Annotated in this window: 24 protein-coding genes; 2 read left to right on the plus strand and 22 right to left on the minus strand. The window is 47.5% G+C overall.

Going from position 1 to position 24,047, the window contains the following annotated elements; genetic code table 11:
• Window positions 1-116 precede the first annotated feature (116 nt).
• From MKY23_RS18695 to MKY23_RS18720, 6 genes are all read right to left on the minus strand, one after another.
• On the minus strand, window positions 117-1,031 hold the full coding sequence (locus tag MKY23_RS18695) for an IS3 family transposase (RefSeq protein ID WP_336122735.1): 915 nt from the start codon (window positions 1,029-1,031) through the stop codon (window positions 117-119).
• Window positions 1,028-1,357, minus strand: coding sequence for a transposase (locus tag MKY23_RS18700; RefSeq protein WP_221791733.1), 330 nt, complete (start codon window positions 1,355-1,357; stop codon window positions 1,028-1,030). Before MKY23_RS18700 ends, MKY23_RS18695 begins: the two co-directional genes overlap by 4 nt.
• Window positions 1,358-1,926: 569 nt before the next feature.
• Window positions 1,927-2,214 (minus strand): stage VI sporulation protein F, encoded by a 288-nt coding sequence (locus MKY23_RS18705; RefSeq protein WP_145331903.1) that lies wholly within the window; start codon window positions 2,212-2,214, stop codon window positions 1,927-1,929.
• A 278-nt stretch (window positions 2,215-2,492) separates the two neighbouring features.
• Window positions 2,493-4,538 (minus strand): ATP-dependent DNA helicase RecG, encoded by a 2,046-nt coding sequence (gene recG, locus MKY23_RS18710; protein WP_251506709.1) that lies wholly within the window; start codon window positions 4,536-4,538, stop codon window positions 2,493-2,495.
• A 10-nt stretch (window positions 4,539-4,548) separates the two neighbouring features.
• Complete coding sequence (locus tag MKY23_RS18715) at window positions 4,549-5,412, minus strand: DegV family protein (RefSeq protein ID WP_253492969.1); 864 nt, start codon at window positions 5,410-5,412, stop codon at window positions 4,549-4,551.
• 101 nt (window positions 5,413-5,513) lie between these two features.
• The gene (locus tag MKY23_RS18720) at window positions 5,514-7,313 is read right to left on the minus strand and encodes a DAK2 domain-containing protein (RefSeq protein ID WP_154957707.1); all 1,800 of its coding nucleotides are present in this window, start codon (window positions 7,311-7,313) and stop codon (window positions 5,514-5,516) included.
• Window positions 7,314-7,546: 233 nt separating this feature from the next.
• On the opposite strand from MKY23_RS18720, the gene MKY23_RS18725 reads away from it, so the two are divergent.
• Together MKY23_RS18725 and rpmB are read left to right on the plus strand one after the other, a co-directional pair.
• On the plus strand, window positions 7,547-7,723 hold the full coding sequence (locus tag MKY23_RS18725; protein ID WP_186809620.1) for a hypothetical protein: 177 nt from the start codon (window positions 7,547-7,549) through the stop codon (window positions 7,721-7,723).
• Between the two features lie 226 nt (window positions 7,724-7,949).
• The gene (gene rpmB / locus MKY23_RS18730) at window positions 7,950-8,138 is read left to right on the plus strand and encodes a 50S ribosomal protein L28 (RefSeq protein WP_024631107.1); all 189 of its coding nucleotides are present in this window, start codon (window positions 7,950-7,952) and stop codon (window positions 8,136-8,138) included.
• Between the two features lie 190 nt (window positions 8,139-8,328).
• Here the strand turns inward: rpmB and spoVM are convergent, their stop codons facing one another.
• The 16 genes from spoVM to MKY23_RS18810 form a co-directional block, all read right to left on the minus strand.
• The gene (gene spoVM, locus MKY23_RS18735; RefSeq protein ID WP_019424875.1) at window positions 8,329-8,409 is read right to left on the minus strand and encodes a stage V sporulation protein SpoVM; all 81 of its coding nucleotides are present in this window, start codon (window positions 8,407-8,409) and stop codon (window positions 8,329-8,331) included.
• A gap of 165 nt (window positions 8,410-8,574) precedes the next feature.
• Window positions 8,575-8,826, minus strand: coding sequence for a hypothetical protein (locus MKY23_RS18740; RefSeq protein ID WP_090923633.1), 252 nt, complete (start codon window positions 8,824-8,826; stop codon window positions 8,575-8,577).
• Between the two features lie 3 nt (window positions 8,827-8,829).
• Window positions 8,830-9,489 carry a ribulose-phosphate 3-epimerase gene (gene rpe, locus MKY23_RS18745; protein ID WP_339831366.1) on the minus strand — a complete coding sequence of 220 codons (660 nt, stop codon included), beginning with the start codon at window positions 9,487-9,489 and terminating at the stop codon, window positions 8,830-8,832.
• A gap of 1 nt (window position 9,490) precedes the next feature.
• Window positions 9,491-10,408, minus strand: a complete 918-nt coding sequence (gene rsgA, locus MKY23_RS18750; RefSeq protein WP_090923635.1) for a ribosome small subunit-dependent GTPase A — start codon at window positions 10,406-10,408, stop codon at window positions 9,491-9,493.
• Window positions 10,409-10,468: 60 nt separating this feature from the next.
• Window positions 10,469-12,679 carry a Stk1 family PASTA domain-containing Ser/Thr kinase gene (gene pknB / locus MKY23_RS18755; RefSeq protein ID WP_339831369.1) on the minus strand — a complete coding sequence of 737 codons (2,211 nt, stop codon included), beginning with the start codon at window positions 12,677-12,679 and terminating at the stop codon, window positions 10,469-10,471.
• Entirely contained in the window at window positions 12,676-13,452 is a 777-nt protein-coding gene (locus tag MKY23_RS18760) for a Stp1/IreP family PP2C-type Ser/Thr phosphatase (protein WP_154888323.1), read from the minus strand. Before MKY23_RS18760 ends, pknB begins: the two co-directional genes overlap by 4 nt.
• A 7-nt stretch (window positions 13,453-13,459) precedes the next feature.
• Window positions 13,460-14,500 (minus strand): 23S rRNA (adenine(2503)-C(2))-methyltransferase RlmN, encoded by a 1,041-nt coding sequence (gene rlmN / locus MKY23_RS18765; protein WP_090923780.1) that lies wholly within the window; start codon window positions 14,498-14,500, stop codon window positions 13,460-13,462.
• A 270-nt stretch (window positions 14,501-14,770) separates the two neighbouring features.
• Window positions 14,771-16,267: a 16S rRNA (cytosine(967)-C(5))-methyltransferase RsmB gene (rsmB, locus tag MKY23_RS18770; protein ID WP_339831371.1), complete on the minus strand. Its 1,497-nt coding sequence runs from the start codon at window positions 16,265-16,267 to the stop codon at window positions 14,771-14,773.
• Complete coding sequence (gene fmt / locus MKY23_RS18775; RefSeq protein WP_339831374.1) at window positions 16,264-17,223, minus strand: methionyl-tRNA formyltransferase; 960 nt, start codon at window positions 17,221-17,223, stop codon at window positions 16,264-16,266. The genes rsmB and fmt overlap by 4 nt, the downstream gene beginning before the upstream one ends.
• Before the next feature lie 12 nt (window positions 17,224-17,235).
• Window positions 17,236-17,724 (minus strand): peptide deformylase, encoded by a 489-nt coding sequence (gene def, locus MKY23_RS18780; RefSeq protein WP_154957711.1) that lies wholly within the window; start codon window positions 17,722-17,724, stop codon window positions 17,236-17,238.
• A gap of 126 nt (window positions 17,725-17,850) precedes the next feature.
• Complete coding sequence (priA, locus tag MKY23_RS18785) at window positions 17,851-20,400, minus strand: primosomal protein N' (RefSeq protein ID WP_339831376.1); 2,550 nt, start codon at window positions 20,398-20,400, stop codon at window positions 17,851-17,853.
• A 3-nt stretch (window positions 20,401-20,403) separates the two neighbouring features.
• Window positions 20,404-21,717, minus strand: a complete 1,314-nt coding sequence (gene coaBC / locus MKY23_RS18790; RefSeq protein ID WP_221789056.1) for a bifunctional phosphopantothenoylcysteine decarboxylase/phosphopantothenate--cysteine ligase CoaBC — start codon at window positions 21,715-21,717, stop codon at window positions 20,404-20,406.
• A gap of 153 nt (window positions 21,718-21,870) precedes the next feature.
• Complete coding sequence (gene rpoZ, locus MKY23_RS18795; protein WP_090923643.1) at window positions 21,871-22,083, minus strand: DNA-directed RNA polymerase subunit omega; 213 nt, start codon at window positions 22,081-22,083, stop codon at window positions 21,871-21,873.
• Window positions 22,084-22,246: 163 nt separating this feature from the next.
• On the minus strand, window positions 22,247-22,819 hold the full coding sequence (gene gmk, locus MKY23_RS18800; RefSeq protein ID WP_154888312.1) for a guanylate kinase: 573 nt from the start codon (window positions 22,817-22,819) through the stop codon (window positions 22,247-22,249).
• 13 nt (window positions 22,820-22,832) lie between these two features.
• Complete coding sequence (locus tag MKY23_RS18805; protein ID WP_006209218.1) at window positions 22,833-23,093, minus strand: DUF370 domain-containing protein; 261 nt, start codon at window positions 23,091-23,093, stop codon at window positions 22,833-22,835.
• 51 nt (window positions 23,094-23,144) lie between these two features.
• Window positions 23,145-24,044 carry a YicC/YloC family endoribonuclease gene (locus tag MKY23_RS18810; RefSeq protein WP_090923645.1) on the minus strand — a complete coding sequence of 300 codons (900 nt, stop codon included), beginning with the start codon at window positions 24,042-24,044 and terminating at the stop codon, window positions 23,145-23,147.
• Between the last annotated feature and the right edge of the window lie 3 nt (window positions 24,045-24,047).

A 24,047-nucleotide genomic window follows, 5' to 3' on the forward strand; every position in this document is an offset into this window, starting at 1 on the left:
ATAAGCTTCCCTAGGATCGTTAGAAAATAAAAATGTGTGATATCGCTGAAATAGCGTCTCTGGCGGTTCAACCCCTTAATATTGGACACTAGCTAGCTTTTTCTCAGATTGACGCATCATAACGCAATGGATTTGGGTTCTATGGTTCCTTCGTTGACCAGGCGCAGGTAATCTGTCGGCGACCAGTCGTGTAGACTGCCGTGAATACGGTCTTTGTTGTAATAACGGATGTATCGATCTACCTCGGAAAAGGCTTCTTCGTAGCTTTCGAAACAATGTCGCTGGTAACACTCACGTTCCAGAACACTATGAAACGATTCAATAAAAGCATTTTTATTCGGTGTTCGAACGGGTGTCCGCTCATGCTCTAAACCTGCTTCTTCACAGAAGTTATAAAACGCTTTGCTTATAAACTGAGGGCCGTTATCGGTACGAATCACGAGCTTTGGCTCGGTTTTAGGGATACGTCGTGTTACCATAGCCTGCCGGAGCGTATTCAAGATGCTCTGCGTGTCGCAGGCTTTACCTCGATGGTGAGCGACGATTCGGCGATCAAAAACATCAATAATACTTGCGAGGAAAAAGTGCCGGCGTTTCCCTGCAACATAACCGTACTTGATATCCATCTGCCACAATTGGTTAGGCCCATCTACCGTTCGGTTATTAGCTACTTTTCTCGGTACAGTATGCGTTCGTTCGCGCTGAGGGAGAAGGATACAGAGAGACTTACAGAGCCGATATACCTTCTTTTTGTTAATCACCAAGTTGTATTTCCGGCGCAACAACACGGTTAGTTTTCGGTAGCCAAACGCCGCATCCGGCCCTTGGATCAAACGACGAAGAAACCCGAAAATCCGAGTGTCCGAGATACGCTTCCCCTGCTGGTTGTAAGAGTATCCAGGGATTTTTCGTCCGCTACTTATGGGTTGCTGGCGTTCAGGGTGTTTCAAGTGATAATAGTATGTTGAGCGAGGGACATCGCAGATCCGAAGCACCGTACGGACAGGATATCCTCGCTCAATCCAACCTATCGCGGTTTGTAGTCGGGGTACTTTTTTTTAACGAGATCCTTGAGAATCTGGTTCTCTAATTCTTTTGCGCCGAGAAGTTTCAAAGCTTCATCGTATTTCTCTTGTAATTCTTGATAGTTGGCTGCATCTTGCTGTATTTGTTGCGTTTCTTTTTGTTTTTTAGCCACCAGTTCCCCCACCTCATCTTCATATTGACGAACCCAAGTCGTCAGCGTTTTAGGAGACATGCCGTACTTTCGTGCCACGACCTCTGTCCGGAGGCCAGAAAGCACCTCTACGACATACTCCTTTTTCGCCTCAACCGGGCATCTAAATCGTCTTTTCATGAACACTCTCCTCATTTCATTTAGTGTATCTGAGGTGGCTTCGAGTGTCCAATTGGATTAGGGGGCTTTAAAGCTGGTGATCGTTAAAAAACCAAACCCCAGTGTCCTCTCAGCATCTTAAATATTTCCAATCTAACTTCCTCCACATCTACAAAAAAATAGCATAACCTGGTAACTGTAATACATCTTGCATCTCATACTGTGAAGTTATGATTACCCCACTCGTATGCCGCGGTCTTCCCTTCCAAGTGAGGAAAACAGAAATTATCCTCTCTAAAAATCCAAAAAGGCATTTCATCAAGTCATATATGACTGATGAAACACCCTTCTTTACACTAACAATCTCTCTTGAATGTAATCCGACTTTTCAAAAAATTCAGTTTGCACATTAACGGAGAGAGCAGAACCAATCTGAAGAAGCACAAGCGGGCGCCTTTATTACCGGATTTTACCCTTATAGAGGGTAATTCCAAAAATTCGGGGATAACAGCGCTCGGAAGATGGTACTGCACTCGGAGTGTCCCGTGTAAACCCCTATATGTTTTGAAGTAACCCCATCACATTCAACCTTACCTGAACATACCCCACAACTTAATCAAATGAAACGTGTTGTTCGGATCAATCTTCTGCGCGATCACAAAAGTAACAAATTGCTCCTCCTGTGCAGGCGAGAAGTTCTCATTCATAATGACTGCCGACGATTTAATGAGCCTGCGCACCTTCGCTTTATCCTGCAGATCGGCCTTCGTTACGCCATCGATCAGCTTTTTAATCCGCTCTTTAACCGCAGGATTTTTCATCTTAAGTTTGATCCGCTCCACCAGCTGCGGACTAATTCCATATTGTTGGTAACCCAAAACGTACAGCACCTCCCAAAAAATGAACTCACTTCTTATTCATATGTCGGGAGGGCTTGGTCACTTGTCACTTTTTACAAAACATGCCTTAAAACAAACGTAGCACATCCGCGTTAAGCTTTTAAGTAGCACATTCAGGTCTAGCATTTACTTTACGCTTTACTTTACGATATCACGTTATGAATTTAGGTTACTCATTTCATTACGCATTCAGGCCACGTATCTGAATTACGCAACCTTACGCTTCCAACTGCTTGTCCACATTCCACATCCAGCGCTTAATCGATCAGATCGCCCTTGAATACCTGCTGTTGCTGAAGAAAATCACGCAGTGGTGTATAGTCAACAGACGTCCAGAACGTAGCATCCGCAATCAGATCAGATACATCATCCCGAGCCTGCTCCAGTATAGCGAAATCCGCCACCATATCTGCCAGACGGAATTCAGGTAACCCGCTCTGCTTCGTGCCAAAGAAATCCCCAGGCCCCCGCAGATCCAAATCACGCCGGGACACCTCGAATCCATCCTCGGTTTCAGTCATGACCTTCATCCGTTCCTGACCAACCTCTGTCTTCGGATCAGCAATGAGCACACAATACGATGCATGCGCACCACGACCGACACGGCCGCGAAGCTGATGCAGCTGGGACAACCCAAAACGGTCTGCGTCCATAATCACCATTAGAGTGGCGTTAGGCACATCCACCCCGACTTCTACCACCGTGGTAGACACCAGTAGCTGAATGTCATTGCTGTAAAATTCACGCATCATTTCTTCTTTTTCCGCAGCTGTCATGCGCCCATGGAGAAGTCCCACTTTGTATTTGGGGAAGTTCTGCTGCATCTGCACATGCAGGTCAATCGCATTCTGCACATCCAGCTTCTCCGATTCCTCGATCAGTGGGCAGATCAGATACGCCTGACGCCCTTGATCTACCTCCCTCGATATAAAACCAAGCACCCGCTCCATCATGTCATGCTTCACCCAATACGTGGAGATCGGAATCCGTCCCTTCGGCCGCTCCGATATCGTCGATACCTCAATATCACCAAAAGCCGTAATCGCAAGTGTCCGGGGAATCGGCGTAGCGGTCATCGTTAATACGTCAGGATTATAGCCTTTACGTCTCAAAACACTGCGCTGATTCACCCCGAAGCGATGCTGCTCGTCCGTCACCACAAGGCCCAGCTCCCGGAAAAAAACATCTTCCTGAATTAGGGCGTGTGTGCCCACAACAATATCCAGCATCCCCATCTGCAATGAGGCGATCAAGTCCTTGCGTTTGCGCCCGTTGACACTGCCCGTTAACAGACCCACCGTCACACCAAAAGGCTCAAACAGCTTCTGCAAGGAACGCATATGCTGTTCCGCCAGAATCTCAGTTGGCACCATAAGTGCCCCCTGAAAGCCGGAGCGCACCGTCGTATAAAGTGCAATGGCTGCGATCACCGTTTTACCAGAACCTACATCGCCTTGCAGCAACCGATTCATCGCATAGGGTGAACGCATATCATGCAATATTTCAAGTTCCACCTTCTTCTGCGCATCTGTCAACTCAAATGGCAAACTACGTACAAACTCTCGAATCGTCGTATTGTCCGTTGTATGTACCATGCCATCCATTCGGTTTCGATTTAACGCACGAAACGCCTGCATTTTAAGTTGGAACAAAAATAACTCCTCATAGACCATGCGCTGTCTGGCTCGCTGACCTTCCTGATTATCCTGCGGACGATGAATACCTGCGATGGCCTGCTTGCGTGGCATCAGATTATATTTTTTAATCAATGCCTGCGGTAAAATCTCCGGAATCATCTCACCGTACTGAGTCAGCCCCTGGTTAATCGTCTTGCGCATCCATTGCTGCGTGACCTTGCCCGTGACGGAATATACCGGTTGCAGTGTGCCTGAACGTCCATCGCCTTTATCCGGGAATTCCGAATCAGATACGGTAAGCTGCATACGCTTTTGTTCCCATTTTCCGGTAAGCACAATTTCCCGGTTGGGTGTAAGCTGGTCTTTGAGAAAATGGCGGTTAAACCACGTTGCCGTAATCATCCACTCTTCCGTCATAATCTTGCAAGTCAGACGGGACTTTTTACCGTAACGTTGCAACACCGGAACACCCATAACCTGACCTTGTACCGTAATTTTGTCTCCGTCTTTTACCTCACTAAGCGAACGCAGACGATAATCTTCATAACGAAACGGATAATACTCCAGCAAGTCTTTCACACTAGAGATGCCAAAGGCGTGAAGCTCTCCCTCTTTGAGAGCACTCACGCCGTTAATTTGCTTGACTGATATTTCTTCCAAGTTCATATCTAATCCCTCATTCCGGAACAGGCCACATAAAGATAGCAATAACACCGGGCCCCACATGACTGCCAATAACGGCCCCGATATTCGTATAGATCACTTCATTCAATGTAAAATGACCTCGTAACTGTTCCGCACAAGCCTCTGCTGACGCGGGGTCGGCCGTATGACCTACCGCCAGGTTGACTCGCTTTCCAGCCAGATCCCTCTGGAACAGTTCAATAATACGTGCCATAGCCTTTTTATGACCTCTGACTTTCTCTACGGCGTAGATTACGCCTTCTTCATCGATAGACAGGATCGGTTTGATATTTAACAGCGTTCCCAAGATCGCTGAGGCTTTGCCAATCCGTCCGCCTTTCTGCAGATACTCCAGCGTATCCACCAGAAAAAACAGTTTACGGGATTGTTGCATTGCCTCCACAGCAACTGCAATCTCAGTAACAGACTTGCCTTGTTCAGCAAGCTCGGCAGCATGTACAACCATTAGACCATACCCGTAGGAAGCCGATTTTGAATCAATGATTGTTAGATCCGCTTCCCGTTCCAGTAGTGACTTGCCGAGCATCGCCGATTGATACGTACCACTCATGCCCGAAGACAAGTGTATAGATACGATAGGTCGGTCCGGGTTTTCGTCCAGCAAACGCTGGTACACATCCATAAAATCGGTAGGAGAAGGCTGTGAAGTCGTAGGCAGGACTGCGCTCTGCCTTAACTTGTCGTAAAACTGCTCCGAAGTCAGTTCCACTCCATCCGCATAGTTTTCTTCCCCAAACAACACACGCAAGGGAACCACATGTATACCGTATTTACGAACCAGTTCCTCAGGAATATCCGCCGTACTGTCCGTTACAATCGCAACCTTGTGGCTCACAGGCTCTCCTCCTCTTCACATCAAGTGCTATCATGCATGTTTAACAAGTCATTCGTCCAGCGTCTAAAATCGATAGTGATTGGCTTGTGAAACAACCGCAATTAGGACTCTACAGAGAACAGATAATAGTACACGGGCTGTCCTCCCTGATGTACCTCGACTTCCGCGTCAGGATACTGCTCTTCCAGCCATGCAACAAGAGAAGAAGTAATCTCAGCGTCAGCCTCTTCCCCCTCAAGAACCGTAACCACTTCATCTCCGCTCTCCATCATCTGCCCAAGCAGACCTTCACAAGCATGAAGCATGCTCTCATCTGTCGCAACAATTTTGGAGTTATAGATCCCGATATAATTTCCGGCTTTGATATCCAGTTCATCATATTGTGTATCCCGAACGGCATGTGTCACTTGTCCGGACTGCACGCGGCTAATGGCCTCCAGCATCTGTTCACGATTCGTTTCTGCAGACTCATCCTCTTGGAAAGCAAATGCCGCTGCCATCCCTTGTGGAATCGTCTTGCTCGGGATAACGGTAATCCGACGCTCATCCTCCAGCAATTCACGAGCTTGTTCAGCTGCAAGAACGATGTTGGAGTTGTTCGGTAAAATAAAAATTTGATCCGCCGCAATCGAACGAACGGCTTTTACAAAGTCTTCTGTGCTTGGGTTCATCGTCTGACCACCAGACATCACCACATCTACACCCAGACTTTTGAAAATTTCCGCAATGCCGTCACCGGAAGAAACCGCAATAAAGCCATATGGTGCCATTTCATCAGCCGGAAGCACCGCTTCTTCCAATGTGCTTGTCTTCTCATGCGGAATGTCAGCAAAGAGATCAGGTGAAGCTGCAATATCCATGCCTGCGCTCAGCAGGTCCCGGTGCTGTTCACGCATATTGAGAATATGAATCTGTGTAATCTCTCCATACTTCAAAGCCAGATTTAATACATCACCAGGTGTCTTGGAATGCACATGCACCTTAATCACTTCATCGTCAGCAATGATGATGATCGAATCTCCATTTATTGACAACGATTTACGGAACGACTCTTCATCAAATGTTGCTCCTGCATTCTCACCAAGCTCACGATTGATGAAAAACTCCATGTCATACAGGAATTCAATATCTTCTGTTTCCAATCTTGCCTGAGCTGACAAAGGCATCTCGGGCGTAATTACTTGTGCCGCCTTCGTTGCAACTGGCTCGATTGCAGGCGTTTTCACCGGTGTTGCTGCTGAAGAAGCAGATTCTTTTTGCAGTGAGGCACGTGAACTACCGTCTGTTTTCAATAGCACGTCCATAAAACCTTCATAAATATATACAAGACCCTGACCACCCGAATCCACCACACCGACCTGCTTTAAAACAGGCAGCAACTCTGGAGTCATCGCCAGCGCTTCTTTTGCTTTTAATAGAACTTCATTCATTAATTCAGTGATATCATTCGTCCGTCTTGCATAGTAGCTGGCATGTTTAGCCGCTTCTTTAGCTACGGTAAGAATGGTTCCCTCCACAGGTTTAACTACAGCTTTGTATGCTGCGTCAACACCATTTTGCAGGGCGGCTGCGAATTGAATCGTATTCAATTCTTCATAAGGAGCTGCTGAACGGCTGAATCCACGGAACAATTGGGATAAAATAACCCCTGAATTTCCGCGCGCGCCCATAAGCAAGCCCTTCGACAGTATTGCGGCAGCTTCTCCGATGGAAGCAGAGCTCTTTCTTTTGATCTCTGCAACACCAGCAGTCATTGTCAAATTCATATTTGTTCCCGTGTCACCATCCGGCACAGGGAAAACATTCAGGGAATTGACATGTTCTGCGTGCTGCCCTAGTTGTTCCGCTCCGGCGAGAACCATTGCGGTGAAATCTGTTCCATTTAAAGAACGTATACTCAAGTGAGAATTCCCCTTCCTAGCTTGATACACGAACAACTTGCACCAAGAATCAATTTGGTCTGTTCATGCGCTAACGCGGCTGCGTTATTCTTCGTCCATACCTTGTCCGGCACAGGTATATAATACAACATGTCAGCCGGATAAACGGTCTGGGCGGCCGGGCTACCAATATCCTGCATTCTCTGCAACCCGTTATGCGGGCATAGGGATATGCACCGGTATCAGAAGCCGACATGAATGCCGCATGGAGACTGGTGCCAATGATGGAATGCCGCATCTCACAGCGTTGCCAAAAAAGCAAACCTCCAACCTCTACGTACGGTTTTTTCTCCGGCTTCCCGCGGCAACAGCCTATTCATGGCTGTATTATGGACTATTCAACATTGTACTATATTAGACAAGAGAAATAAATAAAGTTTTTGGATCAGTTGACGAAGCTTTTTTGATTATGATATTATATTTAAGTATTGTTTTATGCAGGTTAAGTAATGGAAATGATCCGGCCATGCCGGCTTGAACAACCCATTAGCTACTGAAGCCTGACCTTTAGGATCAGGTAAGAACAATTAAGTCCTTATGGAATGACGTTTGTCTCTCCCAAAGGCACTGGTTATTTTAGGATAGGAGGTGTAATCTATGTCTCGCAAATGTTATGTGACAGGTAAGAAACCGGGCACCGGTAACCACGTATCCCACGCTAACAACCGTAACCGTCGTTCTTGGGGCGTAAACGTTCAGAAGGTTCGTATTCTCGTGAACGGCAAACCAAAACGTGTATACGTAAGCACCCGTGCACTGAAAGCCGGTAAAGTGACTCGCGTATAATCACGCAAAGCTACTATAAATCGGGTAAGCAAAAAGCACCTTGTTCCTTGCAGGTGCTTTTTTGGTGTTCCAAAAAGCACATGTCCAACACACAGGAATGGCCGCCGCATGGCACATCATACAGATCTGGTTCTCCAGATGAGCGTGGAGCCAAAACGGCGGTATTCGACTAACTGTGCTGTTAATCAGATCAGTTCTTTTGAAACGTATTCAGGATCGCCTTTACAAACCCTCCCAAAAACTTCGGCAGTTTGAATGTGTAAAATTTCATACTTCACCCTCCCCATCATGCTCATGCATCCGCCGTATCCTATGCTTCAGGCCTTTTTCACCCAAACACGACAAAAAAGGCTACATGAGAAACCTGCTCATGTAACCATATTTATGCGGAACCTGCTGTCCCTATTCCACAATGACAAGCCTGAGATCAGCCCATTTACGTTTGAGTAGGGATGTACTGATAAACAGCGATCATAAAAACACTCATGAGATAATACAGTATGCTGAAAATGACAAAAGTAATCCGATGTCCCTTCCGATCAAACTTTCGGAAATACATGATAACTACGGCAACGCCAATTAATGATGTGAGCGCATTAAATGGAGCCTGGAGAACTGAAAACAATGCAAGCACCAAGCCCGTAATCATGCTTCCCGCCATTGTCAGCAATGTCTCTTTAAAAGTCATGAATTAACCCTCGTAACTGCTACGAATCTCGGCAATGGCAGCAGCGCGGTCTTCACGTCCGAATACGGCACTACCAGCGACCAGAACATCAGCACCAGCTTCCACAACGAGTGGAGCTGTATCTGCAGCAATACCACCGTCTACCTCGATATGTACGTCATGACGTCCTCTTTCGTTCAGCCATGTACGAATCTGCTTGATTTTGTTCATCGTACCGGAAATAAATGCTTGCCCGCCAAAACCAGGATTCACCGTCATGACAAGAACCATATCTACATCGTCCAGTACTTCCTGAATTGCACTTGCTGGAGTACCAGGATTAAGAGCAACGCCTGCCATAATTCCCTGCTCTTTAATGAGATGAATGACACGGTGCAGATGCACGCACGCCTCAGCATGAACTGTAATCACCGCTGCGCCGGCTTTAGCGAACTCTTCCACGTACCGTTCCGGATTCTCAATCATTAGATGAACGTCAATCGGCAATGTTGTATGAGGTGCAATGGCCTTAACAATAGCAGGACCGAGTGTAATATTAGGAACGAAGTGCCCGTCCATAACGTCAACATGAATCCAATCTCCGCCTGCTGCTTGTGCTTCGGCAACCTCTGCACCTAATTTGGCGAAGTCAGCCGATAATATTGATGGGGCAATTTTAATCATATTAATACCTCCGCTTCTTATCTTTCATTTCTGTCAGGAACTGAACATAATGCTGGTATCGACTTTCAGAGACCAGCCCTTCCTCCTTGGCTGTCAGCACTTTACAGCCTGGTTCATGCGTATGTGTACAACCACGGAACTTACACTGATCAGCAAACTGGGCAAACTCTCGGAAACATGTGGATAATTCCTCCACACCAATCTCCAGAAAGTCCAACTGGCTGAATCCCGGTGTATCCGCAACAAATCCGCCATTATCGAGTGGAATGAGTTCCACATGTCTGGTCGTATGTTTACCGCGCCCAAGACGCATGCTGATTGCACTCGTTTCCAAGGTAAGACCTGGCATCAATGCGTTCAGCATCGATGATTTGCCAACACCAGACTGACCGGAAAACACGCTGATCTTGCCCGCAAGGCGTTCTCTAAGCAGCTCACTGCCTTCTCCAGTCCTTGAACTGGTCGAAATAACCTCATACCCTATCTGCTCGTACATTGTCTTCACTTCAGCCACGATATTCCGATCCTCAGCTTCTGGATCAATCAAATCCTGTTTCGTCAGCACGATAAGGGCATCAAGTCCAGCTTGCTCAATATGCACGAGGAACTTATCCAGGAGATTCAGGTTCATATCGGGCTCTTTGACCGAAAATAGCAAAACAGCCAAGCTGACGTTTGCTACAGGCGGACGAATTAACTCGGTCTCTCGCTTGTGAATCTCATCGACGGTTCCTTCCCCGTTCTCCGTGAGCATGTAGCTTACACGGTCACCAACAAGCGGAGAAGTGCCTCTTTTGCGAAAAATCCCCCTGGCTCTGCATTGAACGGCGGAACCTTCAACCGAAGGAACCCCGTTGTCTTCTACTGGCATGACATAGTAGTAACCACTTAACGCTTTAACGATGATACCTTCTGGCACAGCTCCGTCGCCCTCCTTCAGATGAGTAATATTCTTTCCTTACGTCAGCATAAGCCGTCCTTATGGACGGCCTGATGCGTTGATAACTCCTTTTTTCTTATCCTCTTTATGCTTGCCTGGACCTTTATCCGTCTTCATTGCTGAAGTGTCGCCTTCCTGATTATCCCCTTCTCCATCAGCCGGGGTGGAGTCAGGTTCTTTTTCCTGACCATTATCTACGCTGCCTTCATTGTCGCCATTCCCTGGATCAGGGGTATTGGCTGGCGGTGCTTGCGTGTTCTGTTCAGGGTCGATGGAAGGTACATTCACTGTACCGTTCTTCGCTTCACTGTAAGACACAACATACGTATCCAGGAATTTACCATCACGATAAACAGATACAGCGCCATTTTCATTCGGTGCGAGCACAAGCGGTATGGTCAGGACTTGAGCGGAATTGATTGTACGTGTGCCCCACTCCTGATTTTTGCCGCGTGCATCCTCATAGGTAATACGAATTTTACTATTTTTACCCACTTCTTTTGGTGATACGTTGATGTTAAATGGATACTGCAGTGCTTCAGGAGGGTACCCTGTGCTGATAAAGATCGTAATTTTGTCGCCAGGGCTAACATCCGTCCCAGCTTCCACAGGCCATTGTTGGGTTACTTTACCCTGTTCTACCGTATAACTGGACTCTTCCTGTACCTGTCCGAGCACCAGTCCCTTTTCTTTCAACATTTGTTCCGCTTCACTGCGCGTATGATTTTTCAGATCAGGCATTTTGACCGTTTCAGTTCCCTTGCTTACGGTTAACTCAATCTCAACAGCTTCAGGATCAAATTCTTCATTTACACCAGGCGTCTGGGCAATGACGGAACCTGAAGGTACTTCATTGGAGAAATCGTCCTTACGCTTGATTTGGTCTTCCTTAAGACCAAGCGCAGTCAACTTTTTGACCGCTTCAGCATAAGGCTCCAGCTTAACATCAATCATTTTCACCAATTCTTTTTCCGCGCCAACACTCAGCTGAACCTCAGTGCCCTTTTTGACCACATCGCCTTCATTCCTGCTCTGATCAAAAACAATGCCTGGGTCTACATTTTCTTTGTACTGTCGAATGACTTCATTGCTCACCACCAAACCCTGTTCTTCCAACAGTTGGCGGGCTTTTTCTTCTGTCTGGTTAACTACATTAGGTACGGTTACCTCAGGTACAACAAGCATACCTTTGACATACCATACCACCCCAACCATAGCGACCAGAAGAAGAACAGTCAAGGATATGATGAGCGTTGGTTTTTTCCAGTTTTTCTGCTTCGATTTACCTGCGCTTTGTTCCTGATCTGTTTCCATCACAGGCACCGCTCCAGTAGACTTCATTCCACGCGGTTCCGGTTTGATGGCTGGCATTACGCGCGTCTGATCAATATCATCCTCATCCGGAAAATCAACCTTGGACTCATTGCGGCGCTCTGGCATGAGACATGTTTCCAGATCATGCTGCATTTCTTTCGCAGATTGGTATCGCTCCTGCGGATTTTTACGCATGGATTTCAGAATGACATTTTCCACACTTTGCGGAATGAGCGGATTGAATTTGCGTGGTTCATCAAACTCTTCCTGCAAATGTTTCAAGGCTACACTAATCGGACTTTCCCCGAGAAATGGAAGCTGTCCTGTAAGCATTTGATAAAGTACAATTCCAAGAGAATATAAGTCCGACTTCTCCCCAGTCACAATACCCTTGGCATGCTCTGGTGAGAAATAATGCACTGAGCCCACGACAGAGCCAGTCTGTGTGATCGTTGTAGAGGTAACAGCACGCGCGATCCCGAAATCTGTTACTTTTACCCGGCCATTCCGGCCAATTAATATGTTATGCGGTTTAATGTCCCGGTGAATAATCTGATTATGATGGGCGTGATCCAGTGCATCCGCGATCTGAGAAGCAATGTGTACCGCTTCGTCGACCTGCAAAGGCGCACGTTCCTTAATAATTTCATTTAGATTTTTGCCTTCAACGTACTCCATAACAATATAATGAACGTCATCTTCCTGACCCACATCATAAATGCTGACGACATTAGGATGTGAGAGCGATGCAGCTGATTGTGCCTCTCTCCGGAAACGGCGAATAAACTCTTCATCATGAACAAACTGTTGTCTGAGCACTTTAATTGCCACATTTCGATTTAAGAGCAAATCCTGGGCTTTGTAAACCAGAGCCATGCCGCCACCACCGACACGCTCAATGACTTCATAGCGTCCGCCTAGCTGATGCCCAATCATGACTCACACCCCGTTTCCACCTGTGGGGCGTCTTGCTGCTGAGGCTCAAATAAAGCGACAGTGATATTATCGTCTCCTCCAGCAAGCAATGCCAGCTGTAGCAGTCGATCTGCACGATCTTCCAGTGGAAGGTCAAGGTTGCCTGCAACCTGAATAATCTGCTCATTGCTGACCAGGTTACTGAGTCCGTCACTGCAGAGAAGCAGTACTTCCCCCTCTTCCAATCGAACAGCGTCCATATCCACCTTCACTTCAGCATCTGTGCCAAGTGCACGGGTAAGCACATTGCGACGTGGATGGTGAGATACGTCCTCCTTGCTAATCTGACCATTTTTGTACAATTCATTCACCAGTGTGTGGTCTTCGGTCAGCTGGAATACTTCCTTACCTGCAATTTTGTATGCACGGCTGTCCCCGATATGTCCAATCACACCTTCCGCATCATTTAACAGAGCGGCGACAACTGTCGTCCCCATATTATGATACTTATCGTCCGTGGATGCTGTGCGGAATATGACTTCATTCGCATGAAGAATCGCATCGCTAAGCGCAGCTGACAGGGAAGCATGGGACAAACCTGGCTCAAGTGTTGCCAGATCCTGTACCAACGTCTCCACTGCAAGGCGGCTTGCCGTATCACCAGCAAGATGTCCACCCATGCCGTCTGCAACGATTCCCAGAATATATCCTGTATCCAGATTCCGAATCCAGGCTGAATCTTCATTCACCGAACGTACTCGTCCGATATGGCTCACATGAACTGTTTTGATCAAAACGCTCTCACCTCAACTCCATATGCTTTGCACGAAGCTGGCCGCAAGCGGCAGCAATATCATGTCCCTGTTCACGGCGAATCGTTACATTAACACCCTGTTCCGAGAGAATTCTCTGGAAGTTAAAAATATCACTTCTTGATGTTCTAACATATTTGCGCTCAGGCACATGGTTAACCGGGATCAGGTTGACATGGCATAACATGTTTTTGAGCACACTTGCCAGTTCTGCCGCATGCTCCGGCTGGTCGTTCACACCGCCGATCAATGCGTACTCAAACGTAATTCTTCGGCCTGTCTTGGCCAGATAATAACGGAGAGACTCCATCACATCATCAAATGGGAAACGACGGTTCACCGGCATCAGTTTCGAACGCAAGGCATCATTTGGTGCGTGAATCGAAATAGCCAGATTGATTTGCGTGTCTTCATCTGCAAACTTGTAGATGTTCGGCACGATTCCACTTGTAGAGACAGTGATATGACGCTGACCAATATTCAGACCTTTTTCGTGAATCATAATCCGTAAAAACGTCATCGTTGCTTCATAGTTTTCAAATGGTTCACCCGAACCCATGATCACGATGCTGCTGACGCGTTCACCGCGCTCATCCAGAATTTTCTGAGCCTGTACAACCTGAGCAACGATCTCCCCGGCTGTCAGGTTACGTTTCAGTCCCCCGAGCGTGGATGCACAGAACGTACAACCAATCCGGCAACCAACCTGTGTTGTTACACAGATGCTGTTCCCGTAGTTATGTTTCATAATAACCGTTTCAATCGCATGATCATCATGCAGACCAAATAGGAATTTCACCGTGCCATCCTTGGACTCGAACTTCGTAATTTCCTTAAGAGTTACGAATTCAAACTGCTCTGCGAGCTTCTCGCGTAGCGTCTTGGAGAGATTTGTCATTTCACTAAAATCATTTACACGTTTCACATAAATCCAGTCAAAGATCTGACCGCCGCGAAACGCTGGTTCCCCGTTCTCCACAGCCCATTGCTGCAGTTGCTCCAGGGAAAAATCGTATATAAAAGGTTTCATTTTGTTTTCAACACCTATTCCTTTTTTCTTTTCATTTGCACTTCTTTTGCTTTCCATCGTTTTACTGCATTCGTCCTATTCTATCACAAACGGCACTTTACATCCATGTATACCCTGGAGACCCGTTCTTCATGCATTATAACATCTCACTGTTACCATCGCATCCTGACATCGTTTTATAAACGAGTTAGTAATCACCAAGTGGCCTCTCACAAAGAAATCCGCCGAGGGTTTTCCTCGGCGGCCTTCCTTTAGTGCTCTATTAAACGTTTAATTGACCGTTTTTGTCAACCTTGCGATGTAGAAACCGTCACTGTGAGCGTATTGTGGCAAAATCTGAACACCACCATTCACAGCCTTCCATTCCCTGCTTCCTGGCTGTGACCATGCGGATGTTTCGATAGCCTTATACTCTGGATGACGATCCAAAAAGTCCGCTACCATATCCTCGTTCTCTGCCGATTCAATGGTACACGTGCTGTATACCAAAATGCCACCCGGTTTGAGCAATGGCGCAACGCAATCCAGAAGTTCTCGTTGCAAACTGGAGATATCTTCGATGTCGGATGAGGATTTAGTCCACTTCACATCCGGCTTGCGACGAATGACTCCTAGACCTGAGCAAGGTGCATCCAGCAAAATCCGGTCAAACGAAGACTCGGCATATCGCTTGTCTAGATCAAGCGCATCCCCGGTTACCGCATCAATGCAGCTTAATCCAAGACGTTCAGCCTGATCCAAAATAAGCTCGCGTTTATGGGCATGAACATCGTTAGCTATAATGCGTCCACGGTCCCGCATTTTCTCTGCGATATGAGCTGTCTTGCCGCCAGGTGCTGCACAACAGTCCAGCACCTTTTGTCCCTCTTCCGGCGCTACGGCTTCGGCGACCAGCATAGAACTTTCGTCCTGAACCGAGAAAAGCCCATCGCGGTACCAGGACGTTAGAGCCATATTGCCACCGCTTCGAACCAGAATGCCATCTGGGCTAAGATGCGAAGCTTCAACCACAGCTCCCGAGCTTACCATTTCCTCCATCAGCTTGTCCCGTGTTGTCATCGTCGTATTCACACGTATACTCACTGCTGGAGGTTCATTATTCGCACGACAGATGGCCTCAGTTGTCTCTTCCCCATATTGAGCAATCCACCGCTCCACCATCCACAGCGGGTGAGAATGCTCCAGTGAGATCCGTTCAGCTACCGGCAGATGCGAGGGAACATGCAACTGCTCCTTGTTTCGAATCATATTCCGCAGCACACCGTTAACCATACCTGAGATTCCCTGATGACCAAGTTTCTTAGCCAGGTTCACTGCTTCGCTGACGACGGCATGTTCCGGAATTCGATCCAGGTAGATCAATTGATACGCACTGATCCGAAGCAAACTACGCACCCAAGGCTGTAACTTTGCTGTTCCTTTGGCAACAAAACGCTCCAGATAATAATCAAGCGTGTTTCGTCTTGCAATCGTTCCATATACCAGTTCCGTAGCGAGTCCTGCATCAGCAGAACTAAGATCTGCTTCTTTGAGACGGCGGTTCAGTTCCAGATTGCTGTATGCTCCGTCCTGCTCCACCGCACTCAGTACCTTGACAGCGAGTGCACGAGCAGATGTCTTCGGTTTCTGCGAACGATCATGAGTCTGGCTTCCCTTAGCAGAAGAACCTTTGCTAGTCTGACGAAGATTCGCGGGGCCTCCTGCGTTTCCGTTGCCTGCTCCTTTGCGTTCTTTTCCTGAAGAATGTCCTGATCTTGAAGTACTCATCGCAGCACCATGCCAGGTTTCAATGTTCCACCGCGAGCAAAGTCAGCGGCTTGCATTACTTTTTTGCCAGCAGGTTGGACTTCCGTTAGCCACAAAGAACCATTACCTGTCTTGATTTCAATACCTGATTTGTTCAATTGCAACACGGTTCCCGGCTCGGCTTGTCCAGCATCTGAAACAGATGAAGCTTCATTCGCCACCTGATCTGGATTGCACGCAGCCCAAACTTTAAATACCTGTTCATCCCACATCGTGAATGCACCCGAAAAAGGAACAAGACCACGAATCTGATTGAACAATTCACGGGATGTACGATTCCAGTCCATCTTCTCGTCTTCCCGTGTCAGATTACGAGCATAGGAAGCTTCCTCATCATTCTGTGGAACAGCTGTCGTTTCGCCTGCGATGAGACGTGGCATCTCCGCTTGGAGCAACTTGGAGCCGGCCTCACTTAATTTGGCAAACATCGTGCCGGATGTATCTTCATCCGTGATTGGTACTTCCACACGAGAGATCATATCCCCGGTATCCAGACCTTCTGCCATATACATCAACGTGACCCCTGTGACGGATTCTCCGTTAATGATAGAACGTTGTATCGGAGCTCCTCCGCGATATTTAGGCAGAAGAGATCCATGCACGTTCACACAGCCGCGAACCGGCATATCCAACACCGCTTTGGGAAGAATCTGTCCAAATGCGGCAGTGACGATCAAATCCGGTTTCCATTCCGCAAGGCGGGCTACCGCTTCCGGATCACGAAGTTTGACAGGCTGAAACACCGGCAGACCGTGGCGTTCAGCTGCGGCCTTAACCGGTGTAGGTGTAAGCACTTTTTTTCTTCCCTGCGGTTTATCCGGCTGTGTTACCACGCCTACCACATGGTATCCTTCCGCCATCAACATATCCAGAGAAGGAACGGCAAATTCAGGTGTTCCCATAAAGACAATATTCAAATCGATCACTCCTTAATTGCGACGCGGTCCAGTTTGCTCTGGGGTAATTTCATATACTTTTTCAGCGATATCTGTGAAGAGCACACCGTCCAAATGGTCAATTTCGTGCTGAAACGCACGGGATAGCAAACCGGTTCCTGTAATAATCAACTCTTTACCTTCACGATCGAGACCTTTAACGGTCACTGTCTCAAAACGACGAACATCACCGTTAATTCCAGGAATACTCAGACATCCTTCAGGTCCGAACTGTTCTCCTTCACTGGAAATGATCTCCGGGTTAATCATTTTGATCAGCCCTTGCTCATCTCCTGCATCAATCACAATCAAACGTTTCAAAATACCGACTTGCGGAGCTGCAAGACCTACCCCTTCTGCGTCGTACATCGTGTCTGCCATATCATCAAGCAACTTTTGCACATTAGGTGTAACTTTGGTAACTTCCTTGGCTCTTTTGTGAAGCACCTCATCTGGTTCTTTAACGATAATACGAATCGACATGTTGTAAGCACCTTCCCAATTCTCATCATAGTTTCTAGTCAATAATCTCTATTTCGTTGTTCATTTAATCTATGTTTATACCGCTTGTTCACATCCACATTTTCGCATCAAAATGCTATAAAATGTCTACATTAACATCTGCGGATCTACATCAAGGCTAATGAGCAGCTTCTGGGCCTGAACATCATCGTCCATGTGCCGGGCCGTTGCCAGAGCCAGACCGATGGCATCCACATCCCCACGCCATTTTATCATACATTGGAATCGGTATCTATTCTTGATCCTTGGAATTGGAGAAGCTACAGGCCCAAGCACATCAAAGGCTTCGTTACTGAAACGGTCCAGACTGCCCAGCCATCCATCAGCATTCGCCTTTTCTTTCAGCAATCGGGTATAGTTTTCAGCCAATCGAATCAGTACAGGAAGTTGTTCATGGGAGAAGGTTACCAGAATCAGGCGACAGTATGGCGGATACTGTAAATTTCTCCGATGTAGCAATTCCTCCTTCACAAAGGATACATAGTCATGCTGGCTTGCGTGTCCAATGGAGTAGTGTTCTGGCGTGTAAGACTGTACAAATACTTCACCCGGTAATTGATGACGACCCGCTCGGCCTGCCACTTGTGTCAGCAGTTGGAAGGTTTTCTCGGCAGCACGGAAATCAGGCAAGTTAAGAGCTGAATCCGCGGTGATGACTCCAACGAGCGTCACATCAGGGAAATCGAGCCCCTTGGCAACCATCTGGGTTCCAAGTAACACATCGGCTTTTTTCTCCCGAAACTGTTTTAACAGCTTCTCATGCGCGCCTTTCTCCGTTGTTGTATCCACATCCATACGGATTACCCGTATCCCTGGAAACAGCTTGGCCAGTTCCTCTTCAACCCGTTGCGTTCCTGTACCAAAGTAGCGAATATGCTCACTTCCACAATCCGGGCACGTTTCGGGCGCCGCTTCTGCATACCCGCAATAGTGACAGCGTAAATTGTTGGAACGCTGATGATATGTCAAAGAGATGTCACATTCAGGACAGCCCGCCACATATCCACAGCTTCGGCACATCACAAAGGTTGAATATCCGCGCCGATTCAGTAGCAGCACCGTCTGTTCTCCGCGCTCCAAGCGCTCTTCCAACCCTTTGTGTAACGCTCTGCTGAACATGGAACGATTGCCATCCTTCAGTTCTTCACGCATATCGATGATTCTTACAGCTGGCAGATTGTTGCCAAGCGCCCTTGTAGGCATTTCAAGCAAGAGAGGAGCAAAATCATCATTGCTTTGCGAACGCGCAGCATAATAACTTTCCAGCGAGGGCGTGGCTGAACCCAGAACCACCACGGCCTGATGTTGTTGCGCTCTTTTGACAGCTACATCACGCGCATGGTATTTCGGCGTTTCTTCCTGTTTATAGGAAGTCTCATGTTCTTCATCCATAATAATCAGTCCCAGACGGCTGAACGGAGCGAACACCGCAGAGCGCGCACCAATCGCTACCTTCACCTGACCCTCCCGGATTTTGCGCCATTCATCATAACGTTCACCGCCGGAAAGACGACTGTGCATGACCGCAACCTGATCACCAAAACGTCCTTTGAAGCGCTCCACCATCTGTGGAGTAAGAGCAATCTCCGGCACCAGCACGATGGCCTGTCTGTTCTGATTGATGCACTGCTGAATCGTCTGCAGATATACTTCCGTTTTACCGCTTCCGGTAACGCCATGCAAAAGAAACACACCATGACGCTGTTCCTGCAACCGGCCGTTGATACTGCTGTATACGCCTTGTTGCTCGTCTGTCAATTTCAGTGGTTCTGTCGGTTTAAAACGTCTGCCCTGATACGGATCACGGAACACTTCTACATCCTCTGTTACAACCAAGCCTTTTTCCTCAAGCCCCTTGATCGTTGCTGCCGAAACTTGAAGCGTAGACAATACTTCCTTCAAAGGCATGGGCAGCAAATCCTTCATTTCCAGCAAAAAAGAAAGAATTTCCTTCTGCCGTTGTGCTTTTGACGGGAACGAAGACAACGCTTCTTCCGCGACAGCGATATCCACAGCCAGATTCACGGACTTCATCGTTTTTTTATTCAGCTTATCCTTAATCGCCTGACTTTCCAAAAGCACACCGCCGAGCAACAGCTTTTTGATCAAGGCTGCATGGTTGGGGTATTTTCGGCTTAATTGTTGCAGCGGAACCTGCCCACGGCTTTTGACAAAACGGATAATATCCTGCTTTACCTTCTCGGTTGTCGATTCCTCTCCCCACATAAACAGAACGTCCTCGTTAGAAGATTCACCTCCAACATGTCCATCTAGTGCATCACCTAGCGAAATGTAGCGCTCCGCTTTTCCTTTCAGCGCGGTTGGCACCATCACTTGCAAGGACAGAATCCGATTGCTCGCATATCGCTCGCTCATCCATTCCGCCAGTTCCACCAGATCCTTCGATAGTGGCGGCACGATATCCAGTAGCTCCTGAATAGGTTTTAGCTTAAATGATTCTTCTCCCGTACGGGGAACCAGATCAACGACGAACCCTTGCACGGTGCGATGTCCAAAAGGTACACCTACCCTGCTCCCCACCTCAATCCATTCCTTCATGGAGTCGGGCACCAGATAATCAAAAGGCCGGTCGGTCTGCTTCACAGGCACATCGACAATGACCTTGGCAATCTCCATCTTCTAATTCCTCCCGGCAATGCGCTCCGCCGCAATTCGGAGCAAACGATGTGCCACTTCTTCCTTGGACATCAGCTCAAGCTCCTCTACCAACCCATCACGGTCATAAATATGCACCGCATTGGTGTCTGTTCCAAATCCTGCTCCCGAACGGGTGACATCATTGGCTACGATCAGATCACAATTTTTCCGTTCCAGTTTCTCACGTGCATACATCTCGAGCGACTGGGTCTCGGCAGCAAAACCAATCAAATACTGATGGGTTTTCCGTTTACCCAGCGTCTCCAAAATATCTATATTTTTCACAAGTTCGAGCGACAACGTGTCGCCTTTTTTCTTGATTTTTTCCATGTAAACTTCTTTCGGGCGATAATCAGCCACAGCGGCTGCCTTAATGACGATATCCGCACCATCCCACTCACGGGATACTGCCTCATACATGTCCTGGGCAGACTGTACAGGTATGATCTCTACATTTTCTGGCGGCTGTGCCTGTGTATTCCCCATAACAAGCTTCACATCAGCCCCAAGATCCCGTGCAACAGTGGCGATGGCAAATCCCATTTTTCCGGATGAATCATTCGTAATATAACGAACCGGATCAATGCGCTCGATCGTACCGCCAGCGGTAACCACGACCTTTTTACCATTTAAGAGCGAATCCTGCCCTAACATCACGCTGTGCAACGACTCTTGAGTTCCTGGCTGCGCACCACCTTGTGCAACAGTTGTAAACCAGGTCTGTTCTGAAGGTTTTACCGATACCGCACCACGCTGTGCAAAAAAACGCTCTACCACATCCACAATGGTCTCCGGTTCTTCCAGGCGCCCCTTGCCTACATATCCGCAAGCCAGAAGTCCTTCACCCGGTTCAATCATCAATGTGCCCCGTTCAGCCAGCAGATTCATATTGTGTTGCACCGCCGGATGATCATACATGTGCACATTCATGGCAGGAGCAATCATCACTGGTGCAGTAGTAGCAAGCAGGGTCGTAGTTAGCATATCGTCAGCCATCCCGTGTGCCATCTTGGCAATGACATTCGCTGTTGCCGGAGCGACCAGCACCAAATCAGCCATGTCTGCGAGATTAATATGAGAGACCACCGCTGGCTCACGTTCATCGAATGTATCTGTATATACTGCGTTTCGGGTCAACGTTTGCAGCGTTAATTCGGTAATAAACTGTGTCGCCGAAGCGGTCATGATGACGTGAACATCCGCTCCCTTTTGCACCAGTTTGCTGCATAATGTTGCTGCTTTATAAGCTGCAATGCCCCCTGTTACGCCAAGCACGATTTTTTTACCGTTCAACATGTTCAATATCCCCCGATAATGTTAAGACATCAATACAAGTTCAATACAAGTTCATCTATATGATCAAGGCTTATTCGTAAAAAAATAACAACCTTTCGGTTGTCAAAATGATTTCGGCTATCGCCGTATGCAGTTGAAGAGCAGCCCTGGGGCTTACTCTTCTTCTTCGTCCTGCCCTTTAATCACAACAAGGTGATCACCATAAATCTCTTCCAAAGCAACGCCAACCTGTTTATGGGACTTTGCGTTTCTCAGCTCTGTTTTTTCGCCTTCACGAAGCTGTCTCGCACGGCGGGAAGCAGCAACAACCAGGGAATACTTGCTGTCAACTTTGTTCATCATTTCATCAATTGAAGGATACAGCATATTAACAAAACACCTCTTTGCTTTAGTATAATCACAAGTTGCCGCCGGACAGAACCTGATGTTGCGTGTCCTCACGTAGAAGCAGCAGTCCAGAATGAACCTCAACCTTAACATGATATGACAACTGCCCCATGAATATCGCTGTACGCGGCGGCAAAAGGGATTATTTATTGATCTTACAATGTTCGGCGATAATGATGCTTTCTATTCGTTTGCAAGCCGAATCAATCTCATCATTAACCACGGCATAGTCATAGTGCTCGAGCAGATTGATCTCATCGACTGCTACAGACATCCGGTGATCAATCGTCGCTTGACTTTCCGTGCCCCGTCCTTGAATACGATCCTTCAACTCATCCAAAGAAGGAGGAAGCAGGAAAACAAAAATTCCTTCAGGGAATTTCTCCTTCACTTTAAGTGCACCCTGAACCTCAATCTCCAAGATAATATCTCGGCCTTCGTTGATCGTTTTCTCCACAAAATTACGCGGAGTGCCGTAATAATTGCCCACATACTCTGCATGTTCCAGCAGTTGATCCTCGGCAATCATTCTCAAAAACTCATCATGAGAGTGGAAAAAATAGTTCACTCCATGCTCTTCACCCAAACGTGGCTGACGAGTGGTTGCTGAAACCGAATAAGTCAGATTCGGCACCCGTTGGCGCAACGCACTGCATACTGTACCCTTCCCGACCCCAGATGGGCCGGACAACACTATCAGTAATCCCTTAGACATATTACACTCCATTTTATTCGTCGTTATCATCATCTTTCGAGGAAAGACGATGGGCGACCGTTTCAGGCTGAACTGCAGACAGAATAACATGATCACTATCCGTAATGATTACGGCACGTGTACGTCTTCCATACGTTGCATCAATCAGCATGTGACGATCTCTAGCCTCTTGTATAATTCTCTTGATCGGCGCCGATTCCGGACTCACGATGGATATAATCCGGTTCGCCGATACGATGTTACCGAATCCAATGTTAATGAGTTTGATTGCCATAATCAGGTTCTTCCCCCTATACATGCGACTCTTTTGCCGAAATTTAGCCGTTCATTCGATGTTCGCCGCTTGCTCACGAATCTTCTCCAGCTCCGCTTTCATCTCGACAACACGGTTCACCAGAGCCAAGTGGTTGGCTTTTGATCCAATCGTATTAACCTCGCGATTCATCTCCTGAATCAGGAAGTCCAACTTGCGGCCTACCGATTCCTCGCTCTTCAACAATTCTCTACATTGTCCAAAGTGGCTGAGTAAACGCGTAAGCTCCTCTTCAATGTTGGAACGATCAGCAAAGACTGCGATTTCCATACCCAATTTATGCTCATCAAAAGGGAAAGAGCCGTCCTCCTGTAACTCCGTAAGACGCTGTCTCAACTTGTTGCGGTAATCGCTCACCACAGTGGGTGCAAGTGCAAGCATCTCGGTGTGTAGTGACTCCAGACGGGTAATCCGCCGTTCCAGATCATTGGCCAGATGAAGACCTTCACGAGCGCGCATCTGCTCCAAACTGGACAGAGCTTCGTTCAACCCAGCCTGCAGAACCTGCTCCCACTCGTCTTTTTGTTCCTCTTGGATGGGGCTTGTCCCATCCGGTTGAACCATGACATCCGGCAAACCTAGCATATCCACAATACTTGGCTTGCCCTGCATTCCAAATTGAGACTCAAGCCGCTCTGCAGCCTGCAGATAGGCCCTGACCGCCTGCTCATTCAGAACAGCGGGGAGAGCCTGGTCTTCCTCTTTTTCTTTCATTACATAAACATCAATCCGCCCACGCTTCAAGCGGCCCTGTACGATCTTTCTCAAACCATCTTCATAATACGTCCACTCTCTCGGCAAACGCATCATCACTTCGCAATAACGATGATTGACTGATTTGATCTCCAATTGTACCTTGTAGCCGCCAAAATGAAAGGCGGATTGACCGTATCCGGTCATACTGAATGACATCGG

Origin of the sequence: Paenibacillus sp. FSL R7-0272, from assembly GCF_037969905.1 — a bacterium.
GTDB classification, from domain to species: domain Bacteria; phylum Bacillota; class Bacilli; order Paenibacillales; family Paenibacillaceae; genus Paenibacillus; species Paenibacillus polysaccharolyticus.

What these genes read in the sequence shown, in the direction of transcription:
- def (WP_154957711.1), bottom strand. Translation starts at nt 17,724, where the DNA reads ATGTCGATTCGTATTATCGTTAAAGAACCAGATGAGGTGCTTCACAAA.
- MKY23_RS18740 (WP_090923633.1), bottom strand. Translation starts at nt 8,826, where the DNA reads ATGACTTTTAAAGAGACATTGCTGACAATGGCGGGAAGCATGATTACG.
- MKY23_RS18725 (WP_186809620.1), top strand. Translation starts at nt 7,547, where the DNA reads ATGAATGCCGCATGGAGACTGGTGCCAATGATGGAATGCCGCATCTCA.
- rpoZ (WP_090923643.1), bottom strand. Translation starts at nt 22,083, where the DNA reads ATGCTGTATCCTTCAATTGATGAAATGATGAACAAAGTTGACAGCAAG.
- pknB (WP_339831369.1), bottom strand. Translation starts at nt 12,679, where the DNA reads ATGATTGGGCATCAGCTAGGCGGACGCTATGAAGTCATTGAGCGTGTC.
- spoVM (WP_019424875.1), bottom strand. Translation starts at nt 8,409, where the DNA reads ATGAAATTTTACACATTCAAACTGCCGAAGTTTTTGGGAGGGTTTGTA.
- MKY23_RS18700 (WP_221791733.1), bottom strand. Translation starts at nt 1,357, where the DNA reads ATGAAAAGACGATTTAGATGCCCGGTTGAGGCGAAAAAGGAGTATGTC.
- rsmB (WP_339831371.1), bottom strand. Translation starts at nt 16,267, where the DNA reads ATGAGTACTTCAAGATCAGGACATTCTTCAGGAAAAGAACGCAAAGGA.
- coaBC (WP_221789056.1), bottom strand. Translation starts at nt 21,717, where the DNA reads ATGTTGAACGGTAAAAAAATCGTGCTTGGCGTAACAGGGGGCATTGCA.
- priA (WP_339831376.1), bottom strand. Translation starts at nt 20,400, where the DNA reads ATGGAGATTGCCAAGGTCATTGTCGATGTGCCTGTGAAGCAGACCGAC.
- rpe (WP_339831366.1), bottom strand. Translation starts at nt 9,489, where the DNA reads ATGATTAAAATTGCCCCATCAATATTATCGGCTGACTTCGCCAAATTA.
- MKY23_RS18810 (WP_090923645.1), bottom strand. Translation starts at nt 24,044, where the DNA reads ATGTCATTCAGTATGACCGGATACGGTCAATCCGCCTTTCATTTTGGC.
- recG (WP_251506709.1), bottom strand. Translation starts at nt 4,538, where the DNA reads ATGAACTTGGAAGAAATATCAGTCAAGCAAATTAACGGCGTGAGTGCT.
- rlmN (WP_090923780.1), bottom strand. Translation starts at nt 14,500, where the DNA reads ATGAAACCTTTTATATACGATTTTTCCCTGGAGCAACTGCAGCAATGG.
- MKY23_RS18805 (WP_006209218.1), bottom strand. Translation starts at nt 23,093, where the DNA reads ATGGCAATCAAACTCATTAACATTGGATTCGGTAACATCGTATCGGCG.
- rpmB (WP_024631107.1), top strand. Translation starts at nt 7,950, where the DNA reads ATGTCTCGCAAATGTTATGTGACAGGTAAGAAACCGGGCACCGGTAAC.
- gmk (WP_154888312.1), bottom strand. Translation starts at nt 22,819, where the DNA reads ATGTCTAAGGGATTACTGATAGTGTTGTCCGGCCCATCTGGGGTCGGG.